The organism is Helicobacter sp. 11-8110, from assembly GCF_003288905.1.
In the GTDB taxonomy this organism is placed as follows: Bacteria; Campylobacterota; Campylobacteria; order Campylobacterales; family Helicobacteraceae; genus Helicobacter_D; species Helicobacter_D colisuis.
The window spans coordinates 143,963-159,409 of record NZ_NHYL01000002.1; the positions used below are offsets into that span (position 1 = coordinate 143,963).

The following is a 15,447-nucleotide window of genomic DNA, read 5'->3' on the forward strand; positions in this document are numbered from 1 at the left end:
GCAAATGTTAAGATCTTTATGGTCAGGTGTTAGCGGTATGCAAGCTCATCAAGTGGCTCTTGATGTAGAATCAAACAATATCGCCAATGTAAATACCAATGGTTTTAAATATTCTCGTGCGGACTTCTCAACAATGGTTAGCCAAACCAAACGAGCCGCTACGATTCCTTATGCAGGTTATGGTGGGGTGAATGACTATTCTGTGGGACTTGGAACAGGGATTGAAACTACCACAAAAATCTTTTCACAAGGTTCTTTGCAAAATACTGACAGAAAAGCGGATTTGGCTTTAGAAGGCAATGGAATGTTTGTTGTAAGCAACAATGGTGGTTTTACTAATATGTATACAAGAGATGGTGCATTTAGCTTTGATGCTGTAGGTAACCTTGTAACTACAAGCGGTTATATTGTGCAAGGCTGGGTGAGAGATCTTTCTAAATTAAATTGCAATTGTGGTAGCGGAAATATCAATCGCGTTGATTCAACAGGGCCTATTGGAAATATCACTATTGATCCACGCCTTACTATCCCTGCAAAAGCTACTGAAAGCGTTACTGGAAATATCAATCTAACAAGCGGAAACAAAACAGAAAATACTACTTGTCCAAGCCCATTAGATAGCACTTCAGCTAATAACTATATTGCAGGCGGCTTAGATAGACTTTATGATACTACCGATAAACAACTTGAAGTTCCTGAAGATATGGGTGTAATGTTTAATGATGCAGGAGAGGCAATGCGACTCCAAGAAGGACAAGGGATTTGGGTTAGCTACCAAACTGCTACCACTGAACCATTACAAATTGATTCTGCTACAGCTGGAGCTGCAAGCATTACCATTAATGGTGTAGAAATTACTTGGAATAATGATCCAAATGCGAGTGGTTCTTCTAACCTTCTTGCTGCACAAGTTGCGATTAATAATCTTAAAGACACCACTGGAGTAGAAGCACTCACAAGAGGAAATACGCTTATCCTACAAAACACTAACCAACTTGATGGTGATGGTAGCAATAAAAATATTCGCGTTACGGGAAGAAGTGGCGCTGTATTAGGTTTTGGAGACAATAGAAACAATCTTGATTCTGCTACAACCGTTACCACTGCTTTCAAATACAACTACACACTCCAAACTGATGCAGATTCAACTTCAGGTCAATTTAGAACCACAGAAGACTTAAGAGCACTCATGCAACAAGATGCCAATAAAGTCAAAGAATTTGGTGGAGATTCAGCGGCGGCTGCTGCAGGAATGACAGGAGCTGGTGCTACTTTCCTCCAAAGCAACTACACCGTGAGTGTGAAGCTCAATAGAAATGGACAATTTGAAATCAATAACCGAGATGATGGGGTCAATGTCGCAAATAACCAACAAGGTGCTGCTTATGATAATCTCAATATCTTTGTTTCAGCCTATAATGATACTCTAACCACTACCAATGTGCTTTTCAAAAATCAAATGAAAGCAATGAATACAGGAGTATTAGTAGAAGGAGGAAATATCACAAGCACCGCAGGTTTAAGAATGGCAACTTATTCTCAAACACTTGATATTTATGATAGTCTTGGAAATAAACACGATTTCACTATACAATTTACTAAAGTCGCTGGAAATCAGTGGAATTGGCGTATCATCGTGCCAGAACCTGCTGAACTCATCGGTGGAACTGCACAAAGACCTAATATCCTAGAGGGAGGTAGCGTAACTTTTGGAGAACAAGGTGAGATTCTAGGGTTTAACCCATCAACCGTTCAATTTAAGCCAAACAATGGTGCTGCATTCCCACAAAGTATCGACTTGGATTTTGGAACAAGCGGAGGATATGATGGGCTAACAAGCACCGCTGCTGAATCACAAGCCAATAATATTAGTGGCGATGGTTACACTGCAGGAATGCTCCAAGACTTCTACTTTGATGCCACAGGAACAATGATAGGAAAGTTTGACAATGGACAAAATCTTGCTTTAGCACAAGTTGCTGTAGCAAGTTTTGCCAACTATGAAGGCTTACAAGAATCAGGTAGCAATCTCTTTGCTGAATCTCCAAACTCTGGAGGACCTACAATAGGAACTGCTGGATTAGGCGGAAGAGCAAGTATTCAAGCCTCTAAACTAGAAATGAGTAATTCTGACTTAAGTCGTGGTTTAACTCAACTAATCGTAGTGCAAAGAGGATTCCAAGCAAGTTCAAAATCTATCACCACTTCCGATCAAATTCTCAATACACTCCTTGGCTTAAAACAATAATTCTCCCACTTTGGGAGAATTTTCTCCTTAAGATTAAAATTTCGCATTTTGATAATCTCACCAACTAGATGAAATATTTTAGGCATTGTAACTTTTTAATTAGCCTTCTGCCACTTTGATATGCTAGTGAATATCTTTCAAAATCTCCTAAAAATTATTTATCTTTACAAGAAAACTTATTGTTATATCAATCTAAGCTTTAACTATTAAGAATTTTGCTGATTTTTATATTAGCAGTAGATAGCCAGATTCCAAGAATCTAGCTTAAAATAAAATTCTAAAATTAAGAAATTGCACTAAAGTTTTATGCTTTAACACAAAGGGCAATTTTACTAAAAACTACCATTAAAGAAATTCCAAAAACGCCTACCCTCTTTGGTTCTATTATATTTAGAAGTATAAGTCTTTGGTGGATTTTCAATAAAACTATTCACATTTTTTTATCCAAATAATATTAATACTTAATCAAATAAATATTAAATAAGAATTATTAATTGTAACAATTTAAATATAAAAATAGTAACAATTATTATTTTTAATAATTGTTTAATTTAAAAAACATTATTCTACCCCCATTCCTATTTTTTCAAAAAGGTTAAAATGATGAAAAAGTTATACTATTTTGCAATTGCTAGTGCATTATTTGCACAACAATTAAGTGCAACTGAAAATATTGCCTCACCCAAACAATTTACACAATTAAAGCAATTTGGACCACCGGCAATTATTAATCCAAATATTGCGCTTGGATTTTATCCAGAAAATCAGTTTGATCACACATCGCGCAATACCTACTTTTCCGCTGTAAATCCGCTTGATTCTTCAATGAATCCTTTTCATTTTAGTGTTGGATATTTTGACAATGCAAGATACGAATCGCTTTTATTTAAAGTAAGAGAAACAAAAACTTATGCGATTTTAAATACTAATCATACAAATGCAAATTCTTACAAAAGTGGAAATGGGGATTCTGTTAATTTTGGTTATGATAGATTTAGCGCAAATATTGTCTTAGGAACAATTTTAGATTCTAAAAATGAGGCAAAATTCACCTTTATTTATGATGGAATCTCCGATGATAAACAACCACAACACAATATGGATGCAATACAAACAGAACGTTATATTAGTCGATTTAATTATCGTTTTGGAGAAGCTGATTTATCTAATACTTTAAATTTTGATTTATCCTATATCGTGCTTAATAGAGAGGCGGATAATTTTTCTTTACGAACTAATAATGCAATGCGTATGAAAATGGAAGTGGATAGAAGTATTTTTAATACAGAAATAAAACATGATGTAGATTTTTCTGCATTCCATAATCTTTTTGGAATTGGATACGCCTATGATACGCATATTGCAAGGCGTTTTGGGAAAGCACCTAGTGCAAAAGATTTTACTCTTAACGGGTATCGAATTCCAGATGTTAAAGTAAATGAATTTTCTGCCTTTAATACACTAACTTATGTGCCAAAAACTAATCACAAAATAGCTTTGGGATTTACTTATAATTTTAATCAAGCAAAAGTAAATAAAATCAACGAAGTTATAGCAAGACAAGGCACACAAATCATCACCGCACAAAATATTTGGAAAAACCATTATGGAGAAACTTTTAATGGGAAAGTAGATCATCATACTTTTAGCGTTGCCTCAAAATATAATTTTACACCTTCATCCACACAAACTTATACACTTGCCTTAGAGAGTATTGAAAGGATTCCCAGTAATGACGAAAGATTTGTTGCGCTGAATCCTCCAAATAACTTAGCAATAGGACAAGGTTGGGCTTCTAACCCAAACTTAAAACCAGAAAGACGCAATAGAATCAAAGCCCTATTAACATTAAAAGATGAAAATTATTTAAATTATATGGAATCGCACTTTGATAATAATGCATGGCAAATTGGAGCTTTAGCAGTTATGGATTATGCGAATGATTTTATTATTTGGGATCGTGCAAGAGGACAGCAAGGCACAAATCCTAATTACAAATCAAATAATATTATCTCAAGAAATATAGATGCCACTTTATATAGTTTTGGTGCCTTTGCAAATTATAATTTTTTAGAAAATTTTGGGGTAAAGGCAAATATTTATTATAACTATGGTGAAAATAGAAGTGATGATCGCCCCTTGTATCAAATTGCACCACTTGAAACAACTTTAAATTTTGATTACCAAAACTATGCAAGTTTTGGTAAGTATGCGCTAGGAAGCGCAATAAGGGCTGTTGCAAGCCAAAATAGAGGAGATTTTGACGCCAAAAGCGGTCTAGGAATTGATAGAAAAATGGGAGGTTTTGCAGTAGTAGATCTTTACGGAAGTTTAAGCTTTAAAGATACTTTTGGGCTGCGTTTTGGTGTGAATAATATATTTGATAAAAATTATAGCGAATATATTAGCGGTTCTCATGTAGAAGCTGTTTCGCCAACAAATATTATTTATGCCCCCGGTAGAAGTTTTTATATCGCATTACATGGAAATTTTTAAAAGGAGATAGTATGCAATACAACACACAAAGAAGAGATTTTTTACAAAAAAGTATGATTTTAGGTTTAGGAGCATTTAGTGCATTATCCTTTCCAAATGTGCTTTTTGCACAAAATACACTAAATATTTGGGGTGCACCAGCGCTTATTTCTCTAAGTCTTGCTGTTGCAATTAAACAAGGTAGAGCTAGAGATATAATTCCGCTAAATTATAAAGAATGGAAAACTCCAGACCAACTTAGGGTTGGATTTGCTGGGGGTGATTTTATTTTAGCGGCTTCTCCTTCAAATGTAGGAGTAAATCTTTATAATCAAGGCATTGATATAAAAATGTTAAATATTTTAACAAATGGATTAAACTATATTTTTACAAAAGATAAAAATATTGTGAGTTTAAAAGATTTAGAAGGCAAAAAACTTATTGCGCCTTTCAAAAATGACTTGCCAGATATCGTATTTCAAGCCTTATGCAATGCACACAATATAAATCTTAATAAAATTACAATCCAATATGTCCAAACTCCACCAGAAGCCACAATGCTATTTGTAAATAAAAATGAATTTGATGCGGTTATCACACAAGAACCTATGGCTTCAGCAATGCAATTACTTGCTAAGAAAAATGGTGTAGCAGTATATCGCAACATTGATGTTCAAAAATTATGGGAGCAAACCTTTAAAGAATGTCCTAAGATCCCACAAGCTGGACTTATTGTAAGAGAATCTTTTTATGTAGAGAATAAAGATTTTTTTGAAGTCTTCCATAAGGATTTAGATAATGCAATTACTTGGATTTTAAACAATCAAGATACTGCAGCAAAATTTGGTGCAAAATATTTACCAACGCCGGAATTTGGAATTAAAGCAGCAATCCCCTATGCAAATTTTACAGCCAAAAAATGTAGCGATATTGCACAAAACCTAGATGCATTTTTCTCAATTATTTACCAACTTAATCCAAAATTATTGGGAGGTAAAATGCCTCCTAAAAGCTTGTATTTATGATTATAGAAGATGGTATAGAACAAAAGCTAAGCTTACTTCATAGAATAAGTAATTATCTAATAGAAAGTTTAAGTGGGCTTGGGATTCTTTGTCTTCTTTTTGGAATCTGGGAAATTGGAAATCAATTTATGGGAAGCTTCATTCTCCCTTCGCCATTGTCTGTTTTAGAGCGTGCTCTAGAGCTTTTAATTTATAAAGATAGTGCAATAGGCATCACACTTTATCGCGTATTTTTAACAATTCTTTTTTCTTTTGTGTTTGGCGCGTTGCTTGGCATCTTATCAGGAAGCTTTAAGACACTTGCTAGGCTCTTTAAGCCCTTAATGGATATATGTTTAGGGATTCCACCAATTGTTTGGATTGTGCTTGCATTATTTTGGTTTGGAATTGGAAATGTTAGTGTAATTTTTTCAGTGTTTATCGCAATCTTTCCTTTAAGCTTTGCAAATACAATGCTAAGCATTATAACTCTTGATAAAAGACTTGATGAAGTATGCATTGTATATCGATTAAATTTATACAAACGCTTAAAATATTTCTATATCCCCCATATTTTACCACACCTTTTAAATGCTTTAAGTCTGGTTAATGCAATGGGAATAAAAATCATGATAATGGCAGAACTTTTAGGTGCAAGTGATGGCGTTGGTGCAAAGATTGCAGATGCAAGAAGCTATTTAGATACCACAGAAGTTTTAGCCTATGTTGTAGTTATGGTTGGAATTATTTTATTATTTGATTTTTTAGTAATCAAGCCTTTAAGAATTATTTTTTTACCTTGGCAAAAATAAGGATAAAAATGCCACTTTTAAAAATTACAAATTTAGATTTTTATTTAGCGCATAGCTGCATTATTGAAAATTTTAACTTTTCCATAAAACAAGGCGAGATTGTAACACTTTTTGGACCTTCAGGCTGTGGAAAAACCACGCTTCTAAAAATTATTAGTAGGATTTTAAAGCCTTGGAATGGAAGTGTAGAATATACAGGAAGAGTTGCATATTTATTTCAGGAACATAGACTTTTTGAATCTGTAAGTGCATATGAAAATATTGCTCTAGTGATGCAAAAGATAGATAAACAATGGATTTTAGGAGCTTTAAATAGTGTTGGGTTAAGCGAGAAAGATGCACAAAAATATCCCCAAGAGTTAAGCGGAGGAATGCGTGCTAGAGTTGCTTTTATCCGCGCATTAGCATATCCATGCAATATTTTGTTGCTTGATGAACCTTTTTCTGGATTAGATTTTAAAATGCGCGAGATTTTAATAAAAAAAGTCACACATTTAGCCAAAGAAAAGGGAGTTGCTGTGATTTTAGTAACGCACGATGCATATGAAGCTTGCATGCTCTCAAGCAAAATTCTTTTCCTATCCACGCATAAAATGCAAATTGAAAAAACACTAAATATCACACAACAAGAGAGAAATGAGAAGTTTTTAAAAGAACTCTTTAAGCAAGAATTCAAAGGGAGAATGTATTTTGACTAAAACAAACAAAGAATTATTATATGATTTTTTTACGCATCCTATGCGAATATTTTTTCTTTATGCTGGAATCTTAGCGCTTTTTGGCGTTATGATTTTACTATTTCAAATTGGTAACTTTATACATTTGCATCAATTTATTTTTATAGATCTTTTTTGCGGTTGTGCATTTGTTGGATTTTTATTTTCTGCAATTCCAGATTGGACAAATTATAAAAAAAGTTTGCTTCCATTTAGTATTGTAGCTTTTATTTTGCTAAACTTTGCACTATTAACTGAACTTTTAGCATTAAATGGCAGAATCTTTATGCTTTTATTTTGGTTATGGATTCTGGGAAGTTGTATATTTTGGCTCTATAAGGACAAAAATACAAATCATCTTAATCTTATTTTCGTGCTTTTGTGCCTTGTTTTCTTGCAAAACTTTGGTCTTTTTTTTGCACCAAAACCTTATGCATTAATTCACTGCTATGTTGCTGGAATTATTGTAATTGGCTTTAGAGTTAGCACAGTATTAGCACAAACTGCACTAGATAAAATAAAAGGTGAAAATTCTTGTGTATTTATTCCAAATCCTATTTTGCGCAATCTCTCATATTTTGCTATCCTTATGTTAGCACTTTGCAACACTCTCTCTTTATCGCAAACCTTGCAAGGTTTTATCGCACTTGGTGCTGGACTTATCTTGCTTAGCAGAATCTATGAGTGGCATTATAAAATTTTTTTAAAAGTGCATTACACATTAATCTATTATTTTCTATTACTTGGAAATGGAATCTTTTATGTGCTTTTAGGGGTAAATGATTTATTTAATTTTAGTTATTCAAGCACATTTTTACATGGAATTACACTTTTTGTTTTGATTGGCTTTATTTATCTGGTTTTTAATGTTGCCTCTCTTAGGCATAGCGGACAGATTATGCTAAATTTCCCTTTAAACTCTAAAATTGGATTCTTACTTTTAGCTTTAGCTACCCTTACAAAAGTCTTTTTATGGCAAAAATGGGATCTCTTTTATATCAATTTTCCAGCAATTTTGCTTAGTGTAATTTTTATTGCTTTTTTAAGAGATTTCTTTATTATTTATAGAGATAATGATTTTAGTGATGACCCAAAATAGCAATCCTGAAAACTATTTTATCCATAAGTGCTCTTTTAAAAGAATAAGTTTTAGGTTATAAGGCAAATCACTTTAATTAAGGCACAGATTACTTAATTTACCTACAGCAATATCAAAAAAAACAAAAGGGATTTGGATTGCAAATTATTATAAAATAAATCTTGTAACAACGAATTCTTTATTTTAATCTGATAAAAACTTATTGCGTTGATATAATAATTTTGCCTTTTTGCGTTTTAATTAACCCTTCTTTTTTGAATTCTCTCAAGACTCTAGAGAGCGATTCGGGGCTTGTATTAAGCTTTTGAGCAATTTGCCTTTGGGTAAAATTTGATAAATCCTCTTTGTTCTCCAACAAAAACTCTTTAACCCTTTCTTTAAGACTTTGTGAATACCTTGAAATATGATTCTCCAAGATTCTAATTTTTTGACATAAAGAAGCAATAAAGGAAAAGCAAAAGTCTGCATTTCCCACACAATATTTTTTGAAAGTCTCCAAATCAATCTCTAAAATCTCGCATTCTCCAACACAAACCGCACTTGCAGGATAAGGTAATCCTAAAAAACTAGGCATTTCAGCAATAAAACTTGGCGCAAGAATATAATGAAAAGTTTCCTCTTTATTTTGATTAGTCTTATAAATTCTCACTTTCCCGCTCAAAAGCACCAAGATTCTCTTTGGAATCTCCCCTTCAAAAAATAAAAACTCATTTGGATTATAAAAACGCTTATAACCAACAGAATAAAGCATTTTAATGTAATCTTGCATTTTCTCTCCAAAATTTTTCAACAAGTATAACAAACTTAACCCATATCAATTTTTATTTTTTAAAGATTTGCTATGATTTTACTAAAATAAAAGGAGTATTTTATGGAAGCACTTTATCCTTATTTTTTGTTAGTTCATCTTGTTTGTGCGATTATTTTTCTAGGCTTTATTTTTACTGATGTAGTGCTACTTACGCCCATTAGAAAAGTTTTAGGTGATGAGTTTGCCAACAAAATGTTTAGCATCATCGGCAAAAGAGGTGGAAAAATAATGCCTTTTTGTCTGCTTCTTTTGGTGCTTAGTGGTGGAGCTATGATTAGCCGATATATCGGAAGTGATATAGGATATTTTAGCACTCACTTACAACAGCTTTTGGTGCTAAAAACCTTTTTAGCACTTCTCATTGTCCTTGCAGTCATCACTTCGCTTACCTTTCACTATATCCTAAAAAAGCCAAATCCTCTTGCTAAAATCATTCATCCCTTGGCTTTGATTTTAGGGTTATTTATTGTCATTTTAGCAAAATTTGCTTTTTACTTCTAAGGAGTTTTTATGCAATACCAAACAATTTGCACTGAAGGAATTGATCTACTAATGGATATTTTTTATGCCAAGATTCGAGCTGATAAAAATGGAGTTGGAGATATCTTTAACAAAGCCATTGGCACGAGCGATGAGCAATGGGAAGCTCATAAAAAAAAGATTTCAAGCTTTTGGCAGGGAATGCTTTTAGGAATTGGGGATTACAAAGGACAGCCAATGAAAGCGCATTTAGATTTACCTCCATTCCCTAGAGAATTTTTTAGCATTTGGCTTGAGCTTTTTGAGGAGAGTCTTCACAAGGTTTTTAGTCCTGAAATTTCTATGCAAATTTTACAAAGGGCGCAAATGATCGCTGAGAGATTCCAATATATGCTTTATGAAAGTGGGCATTAAGCTTATTGCAGATTCATTGCCTATAAGCAATTGGATCACGCTCTCCTGCAAGTTCAAATCCCCTTAAGCGTAGCTTACAGCTTTCGCACACACCACAAGCCTCATCTTCACTTTGATAGCAACTCCAAGTCAAATGTAGCGGTGCTTTAAGCAAAATACCTTGATAAACAATCTCTGCTTTATTTAGATGAATAAGTGGTGTAACAATCTCTATATTATTTTGTGGAAGCAAGGCAACTTTTAATAATTCATTAAATTTCTCATAAAAAATTTCCCTACAATCAGGATAACCACTTGAATCTTCCTCCACTGCCCCCACATAGATTTTTTTAGCGCCAATGACTTCTGCCCAGCTCACCGCAATAGAAATCATGTTAGCATTTCTAAAAGGCACATAAGTTAAAGGAATCTTTCCTGTAGAGCTTGGAATCGTCTCTTCCTCAATGGGTATCGAAAAATCCACAAGCGAAGAACCACCAATCTGTCGCAAATAGTCAATATCAATAATTAATTTATTTTGGATTCCATAGTAATTTGCAATATCATTAAAGGCTTGATACTCGCGCTTTTGCGTCCTTTGCCCATAGTTGATATGCAAAAGACAAACTTCATAGCCATCATTAATAGCACAAGCAATGCTCACACAGCTATCAAGCCCACCACTTGCCAGAACAATTGCTTTATCCATTTTAAAAAATCCCTATTTTAATACAACACCACATACACCACACGTGGTCCATGCACACCAAACACCGTTTGCAACTCAATATCGGCGGTGCGTGAAGGACCTGCGACAAAGATAATATTTGTTGGCAAAATCTCGCTTCCACTGCGATTTTTCTCATATGTTTTGATACATTCAATACCAGCATAGAGATTTTCTACTATATGCTCTTTTTTGAGTAGATAAATGCAGTTATTGGTGATAAGTGAAGAAAGTCTAGGGGCTTGTGGATTGGCACTTAGTCCTACAATGCCTAGATTTGCCACACCACATCGTGCTTCCACGATAGAGGTATCAATTCCAAATAATTCCCCACGCATAGAATCTACGCTTTGTGTGTATGGGATAAATTTGGCTTCCATACCCTTAAAGTCTAATGACACATCAGTGTTATACAGCACTTCTTTAGCCTTGACTTCTCCAAGGATTTCTGCGATTGTAGATTCTAGAGTATCCAGACTAGATTCACGCACGATGGCTTTATTATTGCTTTGATTAAGCTTGTATTCTTCTAAAAGTTCCTTATGCGTGTAATTCATAGGGTTAGCATACTGCACCTTTGGGCTTGGGATATGTGTATTATTTTTAAGAGAATCTCGCACACGCCCTAAGATATCTGCCTTACTCATAGATTACTCCTTGCATTTGAGATACTTTTTTGTGAAGATTGCCATTGATTTTTGGGAACTCACGATACTTCACCCAATTTTTTAGCAATGGCGTAAAGGGCGCAAATACCTTGCCAAGTGGTGCAAAGATATTTGCCATAGTAAGCACAAATCGCCATTTATTAGGGCTTGTTGCCAAAGTGGCAAATTGACTCATTGCCTTGATTTCAGCAGGATTTTGTGTGCTTGAATCTGTGCCTACCACACTTTTTCGCCCTTGTCCTACGCGCTCACTCCGCAAATCTCTAATAAGCTCTGCAAGAGGGATTTTCACAGGGCATACTTCAGAGCAGCGCCCACACAATGAGCATAAATCTAGCATAGGACTAAATTTGTTTAATCCAAAAAGTTGGGGTGAAATCACCTCACCAATAGGACCAGGATAGGTGCTAAGATAAGCGTGTCCGCCGATTTTATCATACACAGGGCAGTGATTAAGGCAAGTGCCACATCGAATACAGCTTAATGCGCGGTAATAATGCGAATCACTAAGCATTTGTGAGCGATTGTTGTCAAGCAAAATAATATGCACTTCTTTTGGTCCATCAAGTTCGCCTTCTTTGCGGGGGGAAGTGATGATATTGTTATAACAAGTTACTGCCGCACCTGTAGCAGAAGGAATAAGCAAGGCATTAAGCGTAGAGGCATCTTCAAAACTTTCAATCACTTTTTCAATTCCACAAAATGCAATATGAATATCACAAGCTGTGGTGCTCATACGCCCATTTCCCTCATTTTCTAAAAGCCAAATTGCTCCCTCATTAGCGATGGCAAAATTCACGCCACTAAGTCCGAGTTTGAATTCTTGGAATTCTCTGCGTAAATGCGTGCGTGCAATTTCGTTGAGTTTTTCAGGTTCAGATTCAAGTGGAGCACCGAGTTTTTGATGAAAAATTTCGCCAATTTGATAGCGATTTTTGTGGATAGCAGGTGCGACGATATGCACAGGTGGTTCATCAATGAGTTGGATAATAATCTCACCCAAATCCGTCTCAATAGGTTCTAATCCTTTGGCTTTGAGAAAAGCATTAAGGTGGGTTTCTTCACTCGCCATAGACTTACCTTTAAGAATCTTGGTGATATGATTTTTTTGCATTACCTCAAGCACGATGTTATTAGCTTCCTCACTATTTTTTGCCCAATGCACGATAAAACCATTTTTACGCGCATTAGATTCAAAAGTTTCTAACAATACATCAAGCTTGGAGAGATTTTTTTGTTTAATCTCTTTGCCTTTTTCGCGCAATGCCTCCCAATCCAAAAAACGCGTAGAAATAAGCTTTTTGCGATTGCCTTTTAGCGTATCCATAACGCTTAGAAGGTTTTTGCGTAATTGTGCATCTTCAAGTTTGGTATGTATCACATCGTGGTATTGTTGCTTGATATTTGCACTCATTTGTGCCTCCTTATAATCCGATTCGTTGTGCAAGGAAGTCATATAAATGCATTGGTTTGACATCTACGCCTTGCTTTTTCATCGCACCAGAGATATTAAGCAAACATCCAGAATCTGCACTCAAAAGGTATTCTACGCCCCTTGATGTTATATCTTGCACCTTTTGGCTAACCATAGCATTAGAAATTTCAGGCTCTTTAACGCTAAAAGTTCCACCAAATCCGCAACATTCTTCCTCGCGTTCTAGTTCGATTAACTCCACATTGCTAAGGCTTCTTATGAGATTTTTTGCAGAATTAATACACTTTGCTACGCGCAATGCGTGGCAATTGCTATGCCAAGTTACTTTAGTAGGCGCTCCTTTGTCTTCATAGTGCACTTTTAAGACATTATCTAAAAACTCGCTTAGCTCATAGATTCTGCTACTAAAATCTCTTGCTTGAGATTCATAGGGTGTGCCTTCAAAAAGCTCGATATAATCTACCTTCATCATTCCTGCACACGATCCACTTGGTAGAATAATAGGCTCACTACCCTTAAATAGATTCATATTATAAAGGGCAACTTTTTTAGTTTCCTCATAATATCCGGAATTAAAGCTAGGCTGCCCACAACAGGTTTGATCTTTTTTGAAGACTACTTTAACGCCTTCTTTTTGTAAGAGCTTTATGCTATTGACACAAGTGTCAGCAAAAGCTGCCGCACCAATACAAGTCGAGAAAAAATATACTTTCAAGATCTGCTCCTAAAATTCATTTAAAAAATTCATTTAAAAATCTATCACAAAAAAGTTTTTTTCAAATTAAAAATAAAAAAGTATGGATTATTTTCTTTGATGCAGAATGAAATTTTGTAACATATTTTATTAAAAATATCTCGTATTTTTATGAGATTCTACAAAATTTTTAAAATATTTTTTATAATTTACCTTGATTCATTTTTAAATATTTCTTTTAGGAGTTTATATGGAATGGACGCAAGTTTATGACCCACTAAACAATCTTTGGCTAAGTGCATTAGTAGCATTTTTACCAATCGCTCTCTTTTTTATTTCATTGGTTATTTTTAAAACCAAAGGACATACAGCCGGATTTTTAACCGTAGTTTTAGCGGCTATCATTGCTGTATTTGTGTATGGTATGCCATTTAATAAAATGTTTTTTAGCTTTATTTATGGTGCTATTTATGGGATTTGGCCTATTGCTTGGATTATTGTTGCAGCGATTTTCCTCTACAAGCTCACGGTGAAATCAGGCTATTTTGATATTTTGCGTGAATCTATTATCGCTATCACACCCGATCAAAGATTGCAAGTGATTTTGATTGGTTTTTGTTTTGGTGCATTCTTGGAGGGTGCGATTGGCTTTGGTGGTCCTGTGGCTATTACTGCAGCATTGCTTGTGGGTATGGGCTTAAAACCACTTTATGCGGCAGGATTGTGTTTGATAGCCAACACAGCACCCGTTGCTTTTGGTGCTGTTGGGATTCCAATTATTGCTATGGCGGGTGTTGTTGGCGTTCCTGCTATTGAGATTTCTTCTGTTGCTGGACATATGCTTCCGCCACTCTCGCTTTTTGTGCCATTTTTCTTAGTATTCCTAATGGATGGATTTAAGGGTATCAAAGAAACTTGGCCAGCGCTATTTGTTGCAGGATTTAGTTTTGCAGTAGTGCAATATTTAACCGCCACATATCTTGGACCAGAGCTACCCGATATTGCTTCAGCAGTTGTTTCTATTGCGGCTACAACAATCTTTTTAAAATTTTGGAAACCCAAAAATACCTTCAAGTTTGATTCAGAAGTTGGCGGAAAGCAAACACTTAAAGCCAAACAATATTCAATATGTCAAATCACACTTGCTTGGCTTCCTTTTGTCATCTTAATTGTAATGATCATTATTTGGACACAAGGTTGGTTTAAAGAGGCTCTAGCTTTCACAACCTTGAAGTTTAATTTTGAAAATCTTCAAGGATTATTCCAAACGCCCCCTGCTTCTAGCGAAGTAAAAGCAGTGAATTCTGTTTTTGCCTTACCACTTATCTTAAATGCAGGAACTTCAATTTTCATCACTGCCTTGATTACAATGGCACTTCTAAGAGTTAAAATTTCTACTGCCATAACAACGTTTGGTGAAACTTTAAATGAAATGAAATTTGCACTTTTGACAATTTCTTTGGTAGTTGGATTTGCATATATTTCAAATTATAGTGGCTTATCTGCAACTCTTGCTCTTGCTTTAGCAGAAACAGGCGATGCTTTTGCATTTTTCTCACCTATTGTTGGTTGGCTTGGTGTATTCCTAACAGGCAGCGATACAAGCTCCAACTTACTCTTTGGAACATTGCAACAACTCACAGCTAGACAACTTGATATTCCAGAAGTCTTATTCCTTGCTGCAAACTCTGTGGGTGGTGTAGTAGGAAAAATGATTTCTCCACAAAGTATTGCTATTGCGTGTGCGGCAGTGGGATTAGTAGGAAAAGAATCTGATCTCTTTAGATTTACCGTTAAATATTCAATTATTTTTGTCATTGGTATTGGAATCTTTACTTATGCATTAGCTTTTATCTTCCCTGATGCAATCCCAATGTCAAGATAA

At 34.8% G+C, this 15,447-nt stretch carries 14 protein-coding genes; 9 read left to right on the forward strand and 5 right to left on the reverse strand.

The window, feature by feature from the left end; translation table 11 throughout:
* The first annotated feature begins 4 nt into the window (after positions 1-4).
* The 6 genes from flgE (at position 5) to CCY98_RS03660 (ending at position 8,354) form a co-directional block, all read left to right on the forward strand.
* Positions 5-2,248 carry a flagellar hook protein FlgE gene (flgE, locus tag CCY98_RS03635; RefSeq protein ID WP_112057233.1) on the forward strand — a complete coding sequence of 748 codons (2,244 nt, stop codon included), beginning with the start codon at positions 5-7 and terminating at the stop codon, positions 2,246-2,248.
* Between the two features lie 603 nt (positions 2,249-2,851).
* Positions 2,852-4,744: a TonB-dependent receptor gene (locus CCY98_RS03640; RefSeq protein WP_112057234.1), complete on the forward strand. Its 1,893-nt coding sequence runs from the start codon at positions 2,852-2,854 to the stop codon at positions 4,742-4,744.
* An 11-nt stretch (positions 4,745-4,755) separates the two neighbouring features.
* The gene (locus CCY98_RS03645) at positions 4,756-5,748 is read left to right on the forward strand and encodes an ABC transporter substrate-binding protein (RefSeq protein ID WP_258438425.1); all 993 of its coding nucleotides are present in this window, start codon (positions 4,756-4,758) and stop codon (positions 5,746-5,748) included.
* Positions 5,745-6,539 carry an ABC transporter permease subunit gene (locus CCY98_RS03650; protein ID WP_112057235.1) on the forward strand — a complete coding sequence of 265 codons (795 nt, stop codon included), beginning with the start codon at positions 5,745-5,747 and terminating at the stop codon, positions 6,537-6,539. The genes CCY98_RS03645 and CCY98_RS03650 overlap by 4 nt, the downstream gene beginning before the upstream one ends.
* Before the next feature lie 8 nt (positions 6,540-6,547).
* The gene (locus tag CCY98_RS03655) at positions 6,548-7,237 is read left to right on the forward strand and encodes an ATP-binding cassette domain-containing protein (RefSeq protein ID WP_112057236.1); all 690 of its coding nucleotides are present in this window, start codon (positions 6,548-6,550) and stop codon (positions 7,235-7,237) included.
* Positions 7,230-8,354, forward strand: coding sequence for an NnrS family protein (locus CCY98_RS03660; protein WP_112057237.1), 1,125 nt, complete (start codon positions 7,230-7,232; stop codon positions 8,352-8,354). The genes CCY98_RS03655 and CCY98_RS03660 overlap by 8 nt, the downstream gene beginning before the upstream one ends.
* A gap of 199 nt (positions 8,355-8,553) precedes the next feature.
* Here the strand turns inward: CCY98_RS03660 and CCY98_RS03665 are convergent, their stop codons facing one another.
* Complete coding sequence (locus CCY98_RS03665) at positions 8,554-9,123, reverse strand: Crp/Fnr family transcriptional regulator (protein ID WP_112057282.1); 570 nt, start codon at positions 9,121-9,123, stop codon at positions 8,554-8,556.
* A 102-nt stretch (positions 9,124-9,225) separates the two neighbouring features.
* On the opposite strand from CCY98_RS03665, the gene CCY98_RS03670 reads away from it, so the two are divergent.
* Positions 9,226-9,666 (forward strand): copper resistance protein CopD, encoded by a 441-nt coding sequence (locus CCY98_RS03670; protein WP_112057238.1) that lies wholly within the window; start codon positions 9,226-9,228, stop codon positions 9,664-9,666.
* A gap of 9 nt (positions 9,667-9,675) precedes the next feature.
* A complete protein-coding gene (locus tag CCY98_RS03675) occupies positions 9,676-10,059 on the forward strand; it encodes a group III truncated hemoglobin (protein ID WP_112057239.1) in 384 nt (127 codons plus the stop codon).
* A 13-nt stretch (positions 10,060-10,072) separates the two neighbouring features.
* Here the strand turns inward: CCY98_RS03675 and queC are convergent, their stop codons facing one another.
* The 4 genes from queC to CCY98_RS03695 are packed head-to-tail and all read right to left on the reverse strand — an operon-like array spanning position 10,073 to position 13,583.
* Positions 10,073-10,747 carry a 7-cyano-7-deazaguanine synthase QueC gene (queC, locus tag CCY98_RS03680; RefSeq protein WP_112057240.1) on the reverse strand — a complete coding sequence of 225 codons (675 nt, stop codon included), beginning with the start codon at positions 10,745-10,747 and terminating at the stop codon, positions 10,073-10,075.
* A 17-nt stretch (positions 10,748-10,764) separates the two neighbouring features.
* Positions 10,765-11,412 carry a lactate utilization protein C gene (locus CCY98_RS03685; protein WP_112057241.1) on the reverse strand — a complete coding sequence of 216 codons (648 nt, stop codon included), beginning with the start codon at positions 11,410-11,412 and terminating at the stop codon, positions 10,765-10,767.
* Positions 11,405-12,847, reverse strand: coding sequence for a LutB/LldF family L-lactate oxidation iron-sulfur protein (locus CCY98_RS03690; RefSeq protein WP_112057242.1), 1,443 nt, complete (start codon positions 12,845-12,847; stop codon positions 11,405-11,407). Before CCY98_RS03690 ends, CCY98_RS03685 begins: the two co-directional genes overlap by 8 nt.
* Before the next feature lie 10 nt (positions 12,848-12,857).
* A complete protein-coding gene (locus CCY98_RS03695; RefSeq protein WP_112057243.1) occupies positions 12,858-13,583 on the reverse strand; it encodes a (Fe-S)-binding protein in 726 nt (241 codons plus the stop codon).
* 229 nt (positions 13,584-13,812) lie between these two features.
* Between CCY98_RS03695 and CCY98_RS03700 the strand changes: the two genes are divergently transcribed.
* Positions 13,813-15,447 carry a lactate permease LctP family transporter gene (locus CCY98_RS03700; protein WP_112057244.1) on the forward strand — a complete coding sequence of 545 codons (1,635 nt, stop codon included), beginning with the start codon at positions 13,813-13,815 and terminating at the stop codon, positions 15,445-15,447.